General features: G+C 70.8%; 15 protein-coding genes. 12 read left to right on the plus strand and 3 right to left on the minus strand.

What is annotated here, in order from left to right:
• Positions 1 to 654: 654 nt before the first annotated feature.
• From BX283_RS40550 to BX283_RS08665, 12 genes are all read left to right on the plus strand, one after another.
• Positions 655 to 1,740 carry a hypothetical protein gene (locus BX283_RS40550; RefSeq protein WP_180357108.1) on the plus strand — a complete coding sequence of 362 codons (1,086 nt, stop codon included), beginning with the start codon at positions 655 to 657 and terminating at the stop codon, positions 1,738 to 1,740.
• A complete protein-coding gene (locus tag BX283_RS08610) occupies positions 1,737 to 2,492 on the plus strand; it encodes an ATP-binding protein (protein WP_101387053.1) in 756 nt (251 codons plus the stop codon). The genes BX283_RS40550 and BX283_RS08610 overlap by 4 nt, the downstream gene beginning before the upstream one ends.
• A gap of 125 nt (positions 2,493 to 2,617) precedes the next feature.
• Positions 2,618 to 3,247 carry a WhiB family transcriptional regulator gene (locus tag BX283_RS08615; protein ID WP_101387054.1) on the plus strand — a complete coding sequence of 210 codons (630 nt, stop codon included), beginning with the start codon at positions 2,618 to 2,620 and terminating at the stop codon, positions 3,245 to 3,247.
• The gene (locus tag BX283_RS42405) at positions 3,244 to 4,653 is read left to right on the plus strand and encodes a DUF2637 domain-containing protein (RefSeq protein ID WP_101387055.1); all 1,410 of its coding nucleotides are present in this window, start codon (positions 3,244 to 3,246) and stop codon (positions 4,651 to 4,653) included. The genes BX283_RS08615 and BX283_RS42405 overlap by 4 nt, the downstream gene beginning before the upstream one ends.
• Positions 4,650 to 4,841 (plus strand): hypothetical protein, encoded by a 192-nt coding sequence (locus BX283_RS08625; RefSeq protein ID WP_101387056.1) that lies wholly within the window; start codon positions 4,650 to 4,652, stop codon positions 4,839 to 4,841. The genes BX283_RS42405 and BX283_RS08625 overlap by 4 nt, the downstream gene beginning before the upstream one ends.
• Before the next feature lie 47 nt (positions 4,842 to 4,888).
• Positions 4,889 to 5,173, plus strand: a complete 285-nt coding sequence (locus BX283_RS08630; protein ID WP_101387057.1) for a hypothetical protein — start codon at positions 4,889 to 4,891, stop codon at positions 5,171 to 5,173.
• Positions 5,170 to 5,802 (plus strand): hypothetical protein, encoded by a 633-nt coding sequence (locus BX283_RS41470; protein WP_257582275.1) that lies wholly within the window; start codon positions 5,170 to 5,172, stop codon positions 5,800 to 5,802. The genes BX283_RS08630 and BX283_RS41470 overlap by 4 nt, the downstream gene beginning before the upstream one ends.
• Positions 5,799 to 7,520 (plus strand): relaxase/mobilization nuclease domain-containing protein, encoded by a 1,722-nt coding sequence (locus BX283_RS08640; RefSeq protein ID WP_101387058.1) that lies wholly within the window; start codon positions 5,799 to 5,801, stop codon positions 7,518 to 7,520. The genes BX283_RS41470 and BX283_RS08640 overlap by 4 nt, the downstream gene beginning before the upstream one ends.
• Positions 7,521 to 7,600: 80 nt before the next feature.
• Positions 7,601 to 8,050, plus strand: a complete 450-nt coding sequence (locus BX283_RS08645) for a hypothetical protein (RefSeq protein ID WP_257582278.1) — start codon at positions 7,601 to 7,603, stop codon at positions 8,048 to 8,050.
• An 84-nt stretch (positions 8,051 to 8,134) separates the two neighbouring features.
• Positions 8,135 to 8,806 (plus strand): hypothetical protein, encoded by a 672-nt coding sequence (locus BX283_RS08650; protein ID WP_101387059.1) that lies wholly within the window; start codon positions 8,135 to 8,137, stop codon positions 8,804 to 8,806.
• Positions 8,807 to 9,332: 526 nt separating this feature from the next.
• Positions 9,333 to 9,665: a trypco2 family protein gene (locus BX283_RS08660; protein WP_101387060.1), complete on the plus strand. Its 333-nt coding sequence runs from the start codon at positions 9,333 to 9,335 to the stop codon at positions 9,663 to 9,665.
• Positions 9,666 to 9,720: 55 nt separating this feature from the next.
• The gene (locus BX283_RS08665; RefSeq protein WP_101387061.1) at positions 9,721 to 13,371 is read left to right on the plus strand and encodes a tetratricopeptide repeat protein; all 3,651 of its coding nucleotides are present in this window, start codon (positions 9,721 to 9,723) and stop codon (positions 13,369 to 13,371) included.
• A gap of 1,200 nt (positions 13,372 to 14,571) precedes the next feature.
• On the opposite strand, the gene BX283_RS40010 is transcribed toward BX283_RS08665, so the two are convergent.
• The 3 genes from BX283_RS40010 to BX283_RS08670 all read right to left on the minus strand — a co-directional run bounded on the left by BX283_RS40010 (position 14,572) and on the right by BX283_RS08670 (position 15,985).
• Positions 14,572 to 14,805: a hypothetical protein gene (locus BX283_RS40010; RefSeq protein ID WP_143676408.1), complete on the minus strand. Its 234-nt coding sequence runs from the start codon at positions 14,803 to 14,805 to the stop codon at positions 14,572 to 14,574.
• A 366-nt stretch (positions 14,806 to 15,171) separates the two neighbouring features.
• Positions 15,172 to 15,345 (minus strand): hypothetical protein, encoded by a 174-nt coding sequence (locus BX283_RS40555; RefSeq protein ID WP_180357109.1) that lies wholly within the window; start codon positions 15,343 to 15,345, stop codon positions 15,172 to 15,174.
• A 43-nt stretch (positions 15,346 to 15,388) separates the two neighbouring features.
• Positions 15,389 to 15,985: a DUF317 domain-containing protein gene (locus BX283_RS08670; RefSeq protein ID WP_306822795.1), complete on the minus strand. Its 597-nt coding sequence runs from the start codon at positions 15,983 to 15,985 to the stop codon at positions 15,389 to 15,391.
• Positions 15,986 to 16,005 lie beyond the last annotated feature (20 nt).

A 16,005-nucleotide genomic window follows, 5' to 3' on the forward strand; every position in this document is an offset into this window, starting at 1 on the left:
CATCGGCTCGCCGCCAGCGCACACGCTCGCGGAAGGACCACTGCCGCTAGAGAGCTTCGGCAGCTGGTCCATGATCACCCCGTGACGGTTACAGCTATCCGGTTCACTTCCGCGATGTCACGTCCCGGCCTAGACCAGGAAGCGCGTGGGAGGTTCGAAGACATCCCTCTCGCAGGGCACGCGCTTCCGATCCGCAGCCACTTGCCGACGCCTTCCATGGCGACTTGTACCGCGTCCTTTAGCTAAGTCTGGATCTTGTCGCAGCGTCCGCATATGTTCGTCGTCCCTCGCCGGGCACCTCGCCCCGCGTCAGAGATGAGGAGGAGCTGCGTGGGCCCTACATGGACCGGCCGGGCCGGGTGACCCGGAGAACAGCGGCGGCGCCTGAGAGGTGCAACTCCCAAGCGCCGAACGCCCAATGGAAACTCCCGCCCGTACAAGGGCTGGAGATTTACCCACCTTCACCGCACCGGGCCAATTCCCAAACACGCCCCGGAGCGGCACTCACTTCAGAGGAGAGTGTTGCATGCGCACTGCCCTGCGCAAAAGGCCGGTAAGACCGGTCAGCGCGGCAGGCTGCCCCCTGTCCACCGCCCGTGGCCGCCTGCGTGTCTGGCAGGGCCCTCTCCGGCATCGTGGCGGAGGTGAGGTCTGATGGCACGCATCCGCACGATCAAGCCGGAGGCTTTCGAGTCGGAAGACCTGGCCTCGGTCAGCGTCACCGCGGAGCGGACCTTCTTCGGGCTCCTGACGCAGGCCGACGACTCCGGCCGGCACCGCGACCACCCCGCCATCATCGCCGGGCGGCTATGGGCTCTGCGGCCGGAGCACACCGCCACGCACGTCGCACAGGATCTGGAGGAACTGGCTGGCGCCGGGTTGATCTGCCGGTACACCGGCTGCGATGGGCGCACCTGGCTCCACGTCGTCACCTGGGAGCGGCACCAGAAGATCGACCGCCCGTCCGCGTCGCGTCTGCCGCGGTGCCCGCATCACCAGGTAGGCCACAAGTGCGGTGGATGCGGTGCCGCCCAGTGCTCCGACGGCGCCGGACGCACCACCGTCCAGGTCGCTTCGCCGACGCCTCGTGCCGTCCTCGCCGAGGATTCGTCGAGGGCTCGTGGAGCCCTCGCACAGCCGGATACGGCCCAGGTTGCCGACGAGCCGCACAGGTCCGGTTCCCTGCCAGCACCGCCGGCTCCCGCTTGTGCCGATCCGCACGACATGGTTGCGCCCCATGGCCGGAAGTTCGGAGTTTCCGCAGGTCAAGAGAGTGTCGTCGAGGGCTCGCCGAGTCCTCGACGAAGCCTCGACGAGCCCTCGGCGTCTGGATCTAGGATCTTGGATCCTGGATCTTTCCCTACGGGGCGCGGGGCACCCGCGGCCGACGCCTCCTTGGTCAAGGTCTCGGCCAAACAACTGGTGGCCGAGTACGTCCGAGGCTGCAACCGCCGCCCGCCCGAGGATTTCCTCGGGCATCTCGGCCGGAAGGTCAACGCCCTGCTGGAGGAGCGGTTCGAGGCTGGCGACATCCGCGCCGCGCTCGACAAGCTGCGGTCCAAGAGCCTGCATCCCAGCGTCCTGCCGAGCCTGGTGAACGAGGTCGTCAACGCCGCGCCGCAGTCGGCTGCCTCGCAGTCGTCCGCCTCCGGCGCGGGGCCCTGGGCCACCACCGGAAGCTCCTACTCGCCCTACCTCAACCCCACCGCCGAGCCGACGACGTTCGGAGGCAGTCTGTGACCCGCGCCCGCTACGCCGACCCGCAGCCCGCGATCTCCGAGCGGCTGCGTGAGCGCCTGGAGGCCAAGCTCGCCGAGCGCGGCCTGGATCTGGACCGTCCCCTGCCGGATACCCCGGAGCCGATCCCGGCTCTGGAAGCCGCCCAGGCGCGCATCCCGGTCGACTACCGCGCAGCCCTGCCCGAGCACCCTGACGTCGCCGCGTGGGTGAGCGCCATCGCCGGCAACGCCGTGGCTCCGAATGCCGAGGGCGTCAACCCGCACTACGGCACCGCCGGGCGCAGGGAGATCACGCACGGGCCCAGCCTGCTGCTGTGGGGCTCCACCGGGGCCGGTAAGACGCACCAGGCGTTCGGCGCGATCCGCGCGCTGACCGCCGCCGGATGCGGGGTCGCCTGGCACGCCACCACCGCCGCCGACCTGTACGCCGACCTGCGCCCGCGCGCCGGGGTGGACCCCGAGCACATACTGCGGCGGATCATGCGGATCCCGCTGCTGCTACTCGACGACCTCGGTGCGGCCAAGCCGAGCGAGTGGACCGAGGAGATCACCTTCCGGCTGATCAACTGGCGCTGCCAGAACCGGCTGCCGACGATCGTCACCAGCAACATGCCGCCCGTGCGAACCGAGCGGATGCCAGCGCGCCAGGCAGTGCTGCGCGACAAGGTCGGCGACCGCGTGCTCTCCCGCCTGTCCGGCATGTGTACCGCCGTCGAGTTCACCGGGCCCGACCGCCGCTTCCAGCGCCCCTGACCTGCCGCCGCGCCACCGCTCGCACGTGCGGCCCCCGTCTGCCGCACCCTGTCCCGCCTCGCCGCACACCGCCGCACCACGGTGCTGCCTGCCCGCCTTCCTGCGAGGCGACCTCGGAGACTCCCTTGCGCTACAAGACCACCAACGACTCCCCCGCACCGGACCTGCGGGGAACCGGCGACCACAGCTGGCACCCCCGGGGCGCCTGCCACGGCATGGACCCAGCCCGCGCCGACAAGCTGTTCTTCCACACCGTCCGCGACCGCCGGTCCATCGCCGAAGCGAAGCGGATGTGCGCCACCTGCCCGGTGAAGAAGGACTGCTTCAACTACGCGATCGACCACCAGGTCATCTTCGGCATCTGGGGCGGCCTGACCGACAAGGAACGCCAGCAGTGGCTGAAGAAGCGCAGTGAGCGCCTGGACTACGAGCGCGTTCGCGCCACCCTCCAGGGCCGCGACGTGCCGCTGAGCACCGCGGAGCGCAGCACCGTCATCCACCAGCTGTGCCTGCGCGGCTGGAGTCCGGAGCGCGTAGCCCACCGGATGAATGCCGACCTCGACTGGACCCGCGACCTGATGCGCGAAGCCGCCCGCGCCGTCGAGACCCGCGACCTGTACTGGGGCCTAGTGGAGGAACACGACGGCAAGCTCCGCGAGCCTCACCCCGACGACCCGGATGAGCAGCACATGGCGACGCACGGTCGCGAGGTGCAGTCCCACGCCCTGATCTCCTCGCTCGGAAAGGCCGCATGACCCACCGCACCACTGCACACCCCGCCGTCGCGCCGGTCGGCTTCTGGGACCGCCTGGCCATCGTGGTCCTTGGCCTGGCGGGATGCGCCCTCAGCTATGACGCCCTGCAGCAGATGGCCGTCGCCATCCACATCCGCGGATTCCTCACCTACCTTTTCCCGCTCGTGATCGACGGCTTCATCGCCTACGGGGTACGGGCCCTGCTGGTCCTCTCCGAGGCTCCGCTGCGTGCCCGGCTCTACGTCTGGGTCCTCTTCGGTACCGCCACCGCAGCAAGCATCTGGGCCAACGCCCTGCACGCGGTCCGCCTCAACCAGCAGACCGTCCGCTCCGGACTGCAGTTGGGCGACACGGTCGTCGCCGTGCTCTCCACCCTCGCCCCACTCGCGCTCGCCGGCGCGGTTCACCTGTACATCCTCATCACTCGCTACCACCCGGCCGACCAGGATCCTGCCGAGACCCCGACGGACCACCCGGCGGTCAGGGGGGCGACGGGGTCCACCGGACACCTGCGCTCGGACCACACCAAGGTGGACCACGGTGACGGACAAGCAACCCACAATGGCCCGCCGGAAGGGTCTGGTCCAGTGGGGGCGGACCAGAGCGGACTCGCGGGCCAGATGCCGGACCGCGAGCGCACACAGGCTGCAGACCACGACACACGGACCACGAACCAACCGGCCGACTCCGCCCCACCGGACCAGCGGACCAACCCCGCACCGGACCGCCCGGACCACGAAGCGGACCAGGTCGCGGACCACGGTGCGCCCGCTGCGGACCAGCAGATCGCCGCTGGGCCGCAGGAGGCCGACAGCGAGAGGCGGACCAGCAGCTCCGCAGGTCAAGTGGCCTCTGGACCGGATGGTCCGGCGGACCACAAGCGGGCGGACCGCGTACACGGTCCGGCCGACGGGTCTGGTCCGGGGGGCGCGGACCACGGTGCCCCGGCGGACCAGATGCCGGACCGCGAACACCCGCCGACCGCGGACCACGACACGCGAACCGCGGACCAACTGGCCGACTCCGCCCCTCCGGACCAGCGGACCAACCCCGCACCGGACCGCCCGGACCACGAAGCGGACCAACCTCTGGAACCGCTGGCGGACCAGGTCGAAGGCGGCTCCTCGGGCGGACCGCAGGGAGCGCAGACCACGGCCCTTGGCACCCCGGCGCCGGACCAGCGGGCCAAGCCCGCGGACCAGGACGAAGTCCCGTGGGAAGCGAAGGTCGCAGTCGCGCGTGAGGCTGCCCTCGGTGAAGGCCGGATGACTCGACGGGCCATCCGCCCGCACCTGCGGAACGCCGGTATCACCGTCAGCAACGAGCTGTTCAGCGACATCCAGGCCGCCCTGTACGCAGACCCGGCGCTCGCCCACCTGCCCCGAGACACGAGGAGAGCCCGATGAAGACCTGCGAGCGCTTCGAGCGCATCAAGAGCGGCTACGAGCAGGACATCACCTACCTGCGCAACCACTCCCAGCGCAGCACGGGCACAAAGGCCGCAAAGACCAGCGCGACCAACGCCCTGGCCGTGAGGTCCCGCATGGCCAAGGCCCTCGGCCGACACTTCGAAGCCTGCCCGATATGCGGATGACCAGGCGATAACCACAGGTCAATGGCCCTATCGCCCCCGATGACGCGGTGGCCCGGTCCTGTGCCGGGCCACCGCCCCAGCCCCGGAGGACCGCCATCCGCTCCCGCCACTCCCGTACGTCGATCCCGACCGCAGCCGAAGCCGGCGCCTGGGCCGAGGTCCTGGTCCGGCACCGTTTCCTGCACGCCGCTGTCCTGGCCCCGAACGGGCAGTGGCTCGTGCAGAGCACGCCCCAAGCCCCCGTCCGTGTCCTGGACGGGGCCGCCGCCCTGGTCGATCTCGCCGCCCAGATCCAGCACCACACCCGCACCACGAGGAACGACACCCGATGACGAACCCGAACGACCCCCAGCCCCACACCCGCGACGAGGCGGCAACCAACTTCCTCTCGCGGGGAGCAAGTTGGGGCGGAAGCGTAGCTTCCGCCGACCCCGCCCCGAAGGGGGCGGGAGCAGACCTGCACCAGGGGGCGCAGGTCCGGCAGGCTTCGACCGAGGGCGGACCGAAGCCTGGGGGGAAGAACGATGCGAACCGCCGCCGTCGCCGCTCGTCCGCCGCGCCGCGCGCCCGTCAGCGTCCGCGCCAGCCGCGTGAGAAAAAGCGCCTGCACCAGCCCAATGCCCGTTTCAACGATGAAGAGTTCGCCCTGATCAAGTCCGCCGCTGCCCAATCGAATCTATCCGTCGCCGGTTTCCTCGCCCGCTCCGCCCTGCGCGCCGCCCGCGACGCTGACCGCACCGCCGCCGAGATCGCCGACGACCGCGAAGTGATCACTGCCCTGTTCGACTCCCGCCGCCGTCTCGGCTGGGCGGGCAGCAACCTCAACCAGGCCGTCAAGGCACTCAACTCCGATGCCGAAGCACCGCAGCTCGCTGCCGCCATCGCCGCGGTCCACACCGCGGCTGAGTGCGTCCGCGAGGCTGCCGCCCAGCTCATCGCCCGACAGCAGACCCCGGCATGATCCCCAGCATCAACGATTCCGGCGACAAGACCATCGGCCTCCTCAACTACCTGTACAGCCCCGGACGCGCCGAGGAACACGTCGACCCGCACCTCGTCGCGTCCTTCGACGACATGGCGCCCGACCCCGGCCGCACCGCCGACTTCGACGCCGCCCTTGAGGACCTGGCGCTGCTGCTCGACCAGCCCGTCGAAGCCCTGCCCGCGCACGCCCGTCCGGCCAAGCACGTGTGGCACACCTCGGTGCGTGCCGCGCCCGGCGACCGCATCCTGTCCGACGACGAATGGGCAGACATCGCCCGCCGGGTCGTTGCCGCCACCGGCATCGACCCTGGCGACGGCACGCCCGGTTGCCGATGGGCGGCCGTACGGCACGCGGACGATCACATCCACATCGTCGCGACCCTCGTGTGCGAGGACGGAAGCCGCCCCGACGACTTCCGCTCCGGAATGCGGGCCCAGGCCGAATGCCGTCTCATCGAGAAGGAGCTGGGCCTGACCCTGGTCAACGCGGGCGACGGCACCGCCGCCAAACGGCCCACCAGCGCGGAGCGCCACAAAGCGGAGCGTCAGGGCAGGGAGCAGACCGCCCGCGAGGAACTGCGTGAAACTGTCCGTAGGGCGGTGGCCGGCGCGACCAGCGAGGAGGAGTTCTTCGACCGGCTGGCAGCCGCCGGCCTGCTCATCCGCAAGCGCACCGCGCCCTCCGGTGACCTGCTCGGCTACAAGGTCGCGCTGACCGACGACCGCAACGAGGACAACGAGCCGGTCTACTTCGCGGGCTCCACGCTCGCCCCCGACCTCTCCCTGCCCCGCATCCGCGAACGCTGGTCCACTCCCCAGCAGGACCCCGCCGCCGTTCGGGACGACCGCGCCAGCGCACCGGGCGGTCCGGCACGGGCACGGCGCCGCGCGGCAGCCGCCGCCTGGCAGGCGGTCCTGATCATCGACCACGGCGCCGACCACCAGGCCGCTGCCCACATCGCGGCGGCTTGTGAGGTCCTCGACGCCCTCGCCAAGACCTCCGCCGCCCACACCCGCAGGCAACTCCAAGAGGCGGCACGGGCTTTCGAGCGTGCCTCCCGCTCCCACGTACGAGCCGAGCGCGGCCACGACCGCGCCCTGCGCCAGGCCGCCCGCGACCTCATCTACAGCGGTCCCGCCCTGGGGCGCGGCGAGGACGGCGCCACCACCGCCATGGTGATCGACATGGTCGCCTTCCTGGTCATCGCCGCGGCCCACTGGCACGGCCGGAAGAACCACGCCCAGCAGGCCGCTGCCGCCCGTCAGGCCGCCGAACACCTGCGCGCGGCCTACCAGTCCGCAGCCCAGCACCCGATGGCCGTCCTGCGCCACCGTGGCCGCCGCCTCTCCCAACCGCTCCAGCGCCGCCAGGCGGCCCACCTGCGCCAGGCAGTACCGGAGTTGGCCGAGCAGGTCCTCGCCGAGCCCGGCTGGCATGCGCTCGCCGCGACCCTCGCGGACGTCGAAGCCGCCGGCCACGAGCCTGCCGCCCTGCTCGCCGAGGCTGTCGCACGCCGCGAACTCGATACGGCCGAGTCGGTCAGCGACGTCCTGGTCTGGCGGCTGCGGCGCCTGGCCGACCTGCCCGCCGACGCCTCCGCCATGCCCGAGCCGGGCACCGCCACACCGCAACGCTCCGGGCGGCCGCAGCGGACCTCCGCGGGGCGCAACGACCGTCCCAGGAAGACGAGATGATTCCCGAATGTGCAAGTTGCAGCAGCTCAGGACCCTGGGGCACTGTCCGTGTGGCCGATGAAAGACGAAGAGGGGGACATATGTTTCGACGCCGCGCGGACCGCGAGTTCCGTGACGCCCAGCTCGCCGGCCAGGCGATGCTGCAGATGCACGCGAACTGGCCGGCGCCCGACTTCGCCGACCCGGCCGCCGAGCCTGCGACTCCCGCCCACGGCGGAGGCATCGAAGAGGTGCCCGACTTTCCGCCGCAGGAGCTTCGCGCGCCATCGCGCCACGAGGTCGAGGGACTGATGATGCGCTGGGAGCAGCCGCTCGTCGTCGACGGCGAGGTGCGCGAGTGCCCGCAGTGCGGCGCGTACCGGGACTGGATCGTCTTCAGCATGCGCGACGACACGGTCTGGCTGCGCTGCCGCGCTGGCCACAACACCGCCGAGCCGCGTCTGGACCCGGCCTGGTACAACCGCAACTCCGGTCCGGTGGACCACTTCCACCCCACCCTGGACGACGGCCTGCGCCACCTGGGCCACTGACCGCCCGTACCCCCCTCCCCGCCGGCAGCGGATCGCGTGTCGGCCCCAGTCAGACCGCCCGCTCCGCACACCAGGGGGTTTCACTTGCGTCACCACACCACGGCCGCCCTTGTCCTGACTGCACTTACTCTTACCGCCTGCTCCGCCGCCCCCTCCGGCACGTCGCCGACAGCGTCCTCCTCGCCCCGCGGTGGAAGCGATGCCGTCGGCGCGAAGTCGCTGTCCTCGGCCGTGCTGAGCAAGCGGCTGCTGACCGAGAAGGACCTGGGCGAGGGCTACGTGCGCAAAGCCGAGCGAACTCAGCACAACGACGACTTCGCGGTGATCGGCTGCCCCGCCCTCAACCAGCTCGGCGGGGACACGGCGACCGGCCAGGGCCTCGACTTCCCGAACAAGGTGAAGGCCACGTTCGCCTACAACGGCGACAGCGACTCCGAGGTGGCCGAGGAGCTGTACAGCGACACCGCGCAGAAGCTGTCAGACGGCGTCGGCCGCATCTTCGAGGCGATGGCCTCCTGCCCGACGTACCAGGTCGTCTCGGGCAGCACCGCCATCGACATGACCACCCAGACGACCGGCGCCCCCCAGCTCGGTGAGGAGCGTTGGAGCCAGCTGCTCACCTACTCCACGGGCGGTCAGCGCAGCGTCGTCAAGCAGACGGCGATCCGTAGCGGCAACGTCCTGGTGATCGTCTCCGGTTCGCCCGGACTCCTGGACGCGCACCTGGGCAAGGCGTTCGCCAAGGCCACCGTCTAGCCCACCGTCGTCTCAGCAGCCCCGCGTGCGCGTGCCGCTCGCGGGGCTGTGTGCTGCCTGGACGGGTGTTCCGCGTCAGTTCGCGCGTGTTGTACTGAGCCGAGCAGGGCTTTGGTGTACTCACCGATGCCTGCGACCAGCGACCTGCTTGCCGACCGTAGAACACCGTCACGTCGATTGCGAAGCTACCCGGCGTCTCCAGGAACACGATCTACAACTACCTGCCCGAGTTGAAGAGCGGCCGCCTCGCACTCGCTGAGGCGAAGCGCACGCCGGTACTGCCCCAGCCCACCAGGCCCGAGGACTGATTACCGCCGTTTGCGGCTGGTGACGATCCTGCTGGCTTATTCCGTGCCCGGCGGGGCTGGCGGCTCGTTGGTCGGGGCAGCGGCGGTCGTCTTGGCGTTCCCGGTCGCGCCCGTTGGCGGACCTATCCGGCTGTTTCCCTCCTCCCGGCCCGTAGGGGGTGGGAGGCTGGCAATTCAGTGCTCGCTGCCCGCGCGGGGCGGGGCGGAAGGGGACAGCGATGGCCGGGAACGGTGTGGGGGACGACGAGTTGGACCTCGCGGACGCGATCACCCTCCTGCGGGAGCAGGTCGCCGAGGCCCAGCGCCGGGTCGCCGACGACGGGGACCAGGGGGTCGGTTTCGGGCTGGGCGAGATCACCGTGGAGCTCGGCATGGAACTGGCCCGCACCCGCGGTGTGGACGGCGGCCTGCGCTTCAGCGTGGTCAACCTCGGCGGGAAGAAGGAGACCACCCGCAAGACCACCCACACGGTGACCGTGCGTCTCAAGCCGCACCTGCCCGGCGCCGGTGATCCCGGCGACACCGAGGTCGGCGACGAGGACGACATGTAACCGCCAGCCCGGAAGCTGACCGGACGACAGGCGACGGGACGAGACGGGGAGGACGATGGAGTCTGATCGGGTCGTACAGATTCGCGTCCCCAAACCGGACGGCGCCGCGCAGGCCAAGCCGTGGTTCGGCAGCGGCTACCTGGTCGCGCCCCGCCTGGTCCTGACCGCTGCCCACGTCCTGGGCAGCGCGGCCGCCACCGGGCAGGGCGGGGTCTTGGTGAGCCGGTCCGGTGCGGGCGGGCGGCAGTTCGCGGGTACCGTGCGCTGGTGCCGGTACGACGACACCGTGGACGCCGCCCTGGTCGAAGTCGACGACCACGCCGACTGGCAGATCCCCAACTCCCTGCGCGGCCTGCGCACCCGCCCGCCTCAGCGCTGGGGCCAGTTCATCGGCCCCCACCACGCGCAACCCGTCCAGGCCCGCGGCTACCCCCGCCTGCAAAAGGACCAGTCCGGCCGCGGAGCCGAACCGCTCCAAGGCCACGTCAACCCCCTCACCGGCGACCCGGCAGGCCGCTACGAGGTCCTCAGCCTGGACCCCCTGCCCGCCACCGCCCCCACAACGCCCGGGGCCAAAGGAACCAAATGGTCGGGAATCTCCGGGGCCGCCCTGCTGTCCGGGGACCTGCTCGTCGGGGTCCTGCGCCAGGACCGCAAGGCCACCCACGGGGCCCGGCTGACCGCCACCCGCACCCTCGACCTGCTCGCCGACCCCGCCTTCCGCAGCCTGATCCACCGCCACAGCACCGAACCACCCACCCTCAACCCCTGCCCGGAGACCGGATGGCCACCCGTCCTGGAAGCCGTCGAGCCGGCCGGACTGCTGGCACCGGCCGCAACCGAGCGGGACCTGCGCTCACCGGCGATGCTCCTGCGCGCCGACGCCGAAGCCGTCACCTTCCACGGCCGCCACGACGAACTCCGCGACCTGCGCGCCTGGTGCCACGACGCGCGGGAGACCTTCTCCGTGCGGGTGCTGACCGGCCCGGGCGGCCAGGGCAAGACCCGCCTCGCCCGCCACCTCACCACCCAGCTGCGCGAGCACGGATGGATCACCGGGCACCTGCGCGCCGACCTCACCGACGACCCCCAAGGCCCAGGCCCCGACTGGAGTGTCCTGGACACCGCCACCCACCCCCGGCTGCTGGTCGTCGACTACGCCGAAACCCTGCCCCACCAGGTCCGCCGCCTGGTCGAACACCTCCGCACCAGCCACCACCCCACCCGCCTCCTGCTCCTGGCGAGAGCCGACGGGGACTGGAAGAACGACACCCTCGACGCCACCGCGCCCACCCGCGCGATCCTGGCCGGCGCCCCCGTCACCGACCTCGCCCCCCTGATCCCGCGCACCGCCCACACCCACACCCGCGCCACCGCCTTCACCACCGCGGCCACCGGCCTGGCCCGGCTGCTGGGCCAGCTCCCCGATCACGCCGCCACCGACTGGGCCGCCCTGGCCACCATCGTGCGGCCTCCCGACGACCTCACCCACCCCCGCTACGACTCCGTCCTCACTTTGCAGATGACCGCCCTGGTCACGCTCCTGCAACACGGCCCCGCCCCCGTGGACACCGACCCCGGCCAGCCCGCCGAGGCCACCTTGCTCAGCCACGAGGAGCGCTACTGGGGCGGCACCGCGAAATCACCCATGTTCAAGCTCGGCGACCTGACGATGGACACCCTGCGGGACGCGGTGGCCGCCGCGGCGGTGTGCGGAGCCGCCGACCCAACCGAAGCCCTGACCGTCACGGCCGCGGTCCCCGACCTCCCCGGCGGCCGGGCCCGGGCCGTCGCGCGGTGGCTGGGCTTCCTCTACCCACCGGCCCCCGGCCGCTACTGGGGCTCCCTGCAACCCGACCGCATCGCCGAACACCACGCCTCCACCCAGCTCACCGGCCCCGACAGCTTCCTGCCCGCCCTCATGACCCAGGCATCGGCCACTCAGCAGGCCCAGGCCCTGACCGTGATGGCCCGCGCCGCCATCGGCCACGCCAACGCCGGCCGCCCCACCGTCAGCACCGACGTCCTGCACACCATCGACACCGCCTTGAACACTGCCCCACCCACACCCGATGCCCTCCAAGCGGCATCCGCCGCGCTTCCCCGTCCCTCCCGCGCCGTGGCCCCCCTCGCCCTGCGACTCCACCACGACCTGACCTCTGTGTACCGGCGGCTGGCGGCGGCCAACCCCGACGCCTACGAACCCGGCCTCGCCGCCTCGCTCAACAACCTGTCGATCCATTACGGGGAGGTGGGGCGGCGGGCGGAGGGCCTGACCGCGAGCGAGGAAGCCACCTCCGTGTACCGACGACTGGCGACGGCCAACCCCGACGCTCACGAACCCGACCTCGCTGCCTCGCTCAACAACCTGTCCGTCGACTACGGGGAGGTGGGGCGGCGGGCGGAGGGCCTGACCGCGAGCGAGGAAGCCACCGCGATCAGGCGGCGGCTGGCGGCAGCCAACCCCGACGCCCACGAACCCGGCCTCGCCATGTCGCTCAACAACCTGTCGATCCATTACGGGGAGGTGGGGCGGCGGGCGGAGGGCCTGACCGCGAGCGAGGAAGCCACCTCCGTGTACCGGCGGCTGGCGGCGGCCAACCCCGACGCCTACGACCCCGACCTCGCCATGTCGCTCAACAACCTGTCGATCCATTACGGGGCGGTGGGGCGGCGGGCGGAGGGCCTGACCGCGAGCGAGGAAGCCACCTCCGTGTACCGGCGGCTGGCGGCGGCCAACCCCGACGCCTACGACCCCGACCTCGCCATGTCGCTCAACAACCTGTCGATCCGTTACGGGGCGGTGGGGCGGCGGGCGGAGGGCCTGACCGCGAGCGAGGAAGCCACCTCCGTGTACCGGCGGCTGGCGACGGCCAACCCCGACGCCCACGAACCCGACCTCGCTGCCTCGCTCAACAACCTGTCCGTCGACTACGGGGCGGTGGGGCGGCGGGCGGAGGGCCTGACCGCGAGCGAGGAAGCCACCGCGATCAGGCGGCGGCTGGCGGCAGCCAACCCCGACGCCCACGACCCCGACCTCGCCATGTCGCTCAACAACCTGTCGATCCATTACGGGGAGGTGGGGCGGCGGGCGGAGGGCCTGACCGCGAGCGAGGAAGCCACCTCCGTGTACCGACGACTGGCGACGGCCAACCCCGACGCCCACGAACCCGACCTCGCTGCCTCGCTCAACAACCTGTCCGTCGACTACGGGGAGGTGGGGCGGCGGGCGGAGGGCCTGACCGCGAGCGAGGAAGCCACCGCGATCAGGCGGCGGCTGGCGGCAGCCAACCCCGACGCCCACGAACCCGACCTCGCTGCCTCGCTCAACAACCTGTCCGTCGACTACGGGGAGGTGGGGCGGCGGGCGGAGGGCCTGACCGCGAGCGAGGAAGCCACCGCGATCAGGCGGCGGCTGGCGGCAGCCAACCCCGACGCCTACGAACCCGACCTCGCCGCCTCGCTGTGGGCAACTGCCTGGGTGCAGCTCAGGGGGCCGGAAAATCTCCCCCTCGCATTGGAAGCAGTAACCGAAGCAGTAGCGATATTCACCAAACTGGCCGAGCACACGCCTGCGGCCTACCGTGACCGCCTGCAGGCGGCGAGAGGCACGCTGGCCGACGTCCTGGAGGCCATGGGCAGCGCCCAAGAAGCGTCGGACGTGCGCCGACTTCTCAACGGCGAGGAGCGTGGATCGACTGCCTGATCCATCCGCCGCCCCGTCCTGCGGGACAGCGCGACAACCCGCAGATAATGCCCCACTATCTGCGGCACCATGGAACGCCACCTGCAGGAACACTCGCCCGCCGGTGCGCGAAGCGGTCCCGTTATCTGCGGCAAGGAGGACCCAGTACCCCACCGTCGTCACCCTGCGCACCGGCAAGACGTTCACCGTCCAGACCGCCGCCGACGCCTTCCTCGACTCCCTCCGCACCCCGAACGCCGAGCCGCCCTCCTGTCCTGGCTCCACTGGTGCACCGAGCACGACCACGACACCCCCGCCCTACCCGCCTGGACCAAGCGGCTCACCCCGCCCGACTCCGACTCCCCCGCCGATGGCCGCACCTGGCGGGGATGGCACCACCACGTCACCCTCGTCCCCGTCGCGCGCCCCCACTGCAGTTACTCCTTGCGGTCTGGACCGGCGCCTGTCCCACCTGTCACCGCGACATGCCGGTTCCCATACCAACCTGACCAGGTCCTACGAGTCGCATGTGCACGTGGGCTTCTGTTCGACCCAGTGGTAGCGCCAGTACCAATTCGGGTCCCCTGCCGGAGTCCGCTTCGGTTCGCCTATGTCCGCGTACTGCTCTGTGAGGTATCGTTTCCCGCAATCGCACTCCCATATCTCCCGTGTGCGCAAAGTCTCTTCGGTGGGTGCGGGAAAGGTCCTGGCGCAGTCTTCCTTGTAGTGGTACGTGCCGACATGCTTGCTCATATCTCGCTCCATCCTTACGTCCATAAGGCGCCACGAATGACGGCCCCGGGCACCCTGAGACATCACGGTTGATGCCGCCCGCGTGGCGGCATTGCCGTATACCGAGTACACCAGCGACGGCTTCAAGATGATCGCGCGTCTAACATGAGACTTTCACGCTCACGGCGTGCATATGGCCGCGCGCAAAGACGACGACTTCAAGGGTCCCACGCCGGTTCCTGGCGTGCTGCCAGCGGTAGCCACACGTCCGGCAGCGGGAAAGGCGCGATACGCTGAGGCGTGAAGGTGTGCGCCGCCTCGAGCCACTGCCCTCGGCCTGGACATGATCGGCGGGGTGCCGCTCGCAGTCCGGGAACGCGCAGATCCAGTAGCCGCTCTCATGCAACCGATGCCCGGTGATCAACGGCAGCCGGGTGGAACGGGGCCGGTGCCATGCTTGCGTCGAATTTGGGTGGGCGGTCAGAGCGCTCACTTGATCTGGTTCGAATGCTTGGCGGCCAATTTGCGGCCTACCTGGTCGGCCAATTTCACCGTAAACCGGTAGCCGGAGTGGGCGATCCGACCATCTAGTCCAGAGATCCACCAGTGCCAATGCAAGTCCTTGGTGGTGCCGAGAACGCCAGCCCGGGCAAGGTTCTGTTCGATGTGCAGTTCACAGGGACCATCCTGCGGGGGGGTGCGAAAGAACTTCAGGCGAGCCATCGGGCTGAGTTTCTGGAACTCCTCCCAGTCGTCCCGGCCAGTGCGCGGCTCGTATTCAGCCCGGCGCTTGGCCTCTCGCTTCTCGCTTCTCGCTCATGGGCACCTCCCTTGGTCTGTCTGGGTGCCCCTGTACAAGTCTGCGCCGAAAGTTCGCCAAGGTCTCGGTGGCGTTCTGTGTGATCTCTCCGCTTCAGGGGTGGCAGTACCTGGCGGAGTGCAGGGCCCGGCCCCGAAGGGCCGGGCGGGCCCGTCAGCTGTAGAAGGTGGCGCCGAGGGGCGGCGTCGCGCCGGTGGTGCGATCGCGGGGGGCGTAGGTCTCATCGCCGTCCTCATCGAGGACCAGGCCGTGCTGCTGGAGGTAGGCGGCTATGTGGCGCGTTGCTCCTGCTCCTCGCAACGGGCGGAGTCGGCGCCGCGCTCCCCCTCGATGTCGTCGCGCAGGCGGACGATCTCGTGGACGGCGCGCTCCAGGCGGCGGCAAGCCCACTCGGCGAGCAGCCAGCCCTCGGCGAGGGTGTCGAACCATCCGGCAGAGATCACAGTGGAGCGGCCGGTGACGCGGATTTGTCGGTCAGGCCCAGGGTCAGCCGCGGCGGACGATCGTGAGGCGATCTTGCGCGCTGTGCGGCAGCCGGTGGCGTGCCACCGGGACTGGGGAGGCGAGCGAGGCAGCGAACACGGCGACCAGCTCGTTGGGGACGCTCGGGCTGAAGTTCGCACACCACAGATAGGTGGCGCCGAACGTGGGCTCGGCCCATGCCTGCCAGCCCATCAGGTCCTCCCGCAGATCGGCATCCGCGATCAGGTCCGGCAGCATCTCGAGCGAGACGTGCGAGGCGAAGCCCGGGTCCGTGGCGGCGGTGCGGGGCCGGTCCACGTCACGGATCCAGCCCTGCGCGCTCAGGGCTGCCACCACCACCTCGGGCTCCTCGAAGCCGGTATCGGGCACCGCGCTGGCGTCGAGCGCGACGAGGAAGTCGTGCAGCGCCTCGTGCGGGACACCGGTGGTGAAGTAGGCGTTCCACTGCACCAGCGCGCTGCCGGCGTCCGGGCGGGCGGAGATCTGCAGGGCGACGCGCAGGCCGCCGAGCGTGAACGGGCTGCTGGCCAGGATCCATTCGGCGCCGCGCAGCTCGTCCGGGCTCACATACAGCAGGGTGTCGCGGGAGGTCGGCCACATGCGCCAGCCCAGACCGGTCA

This window comes from Streptomyces sp. TLI_146 (assembly GCF_002846415.1).
Lineage (GTDB): Bacteria > Actinomycetota > Actinomycetes > Streptomycetales > Streptomycetaceae > Streptomyces.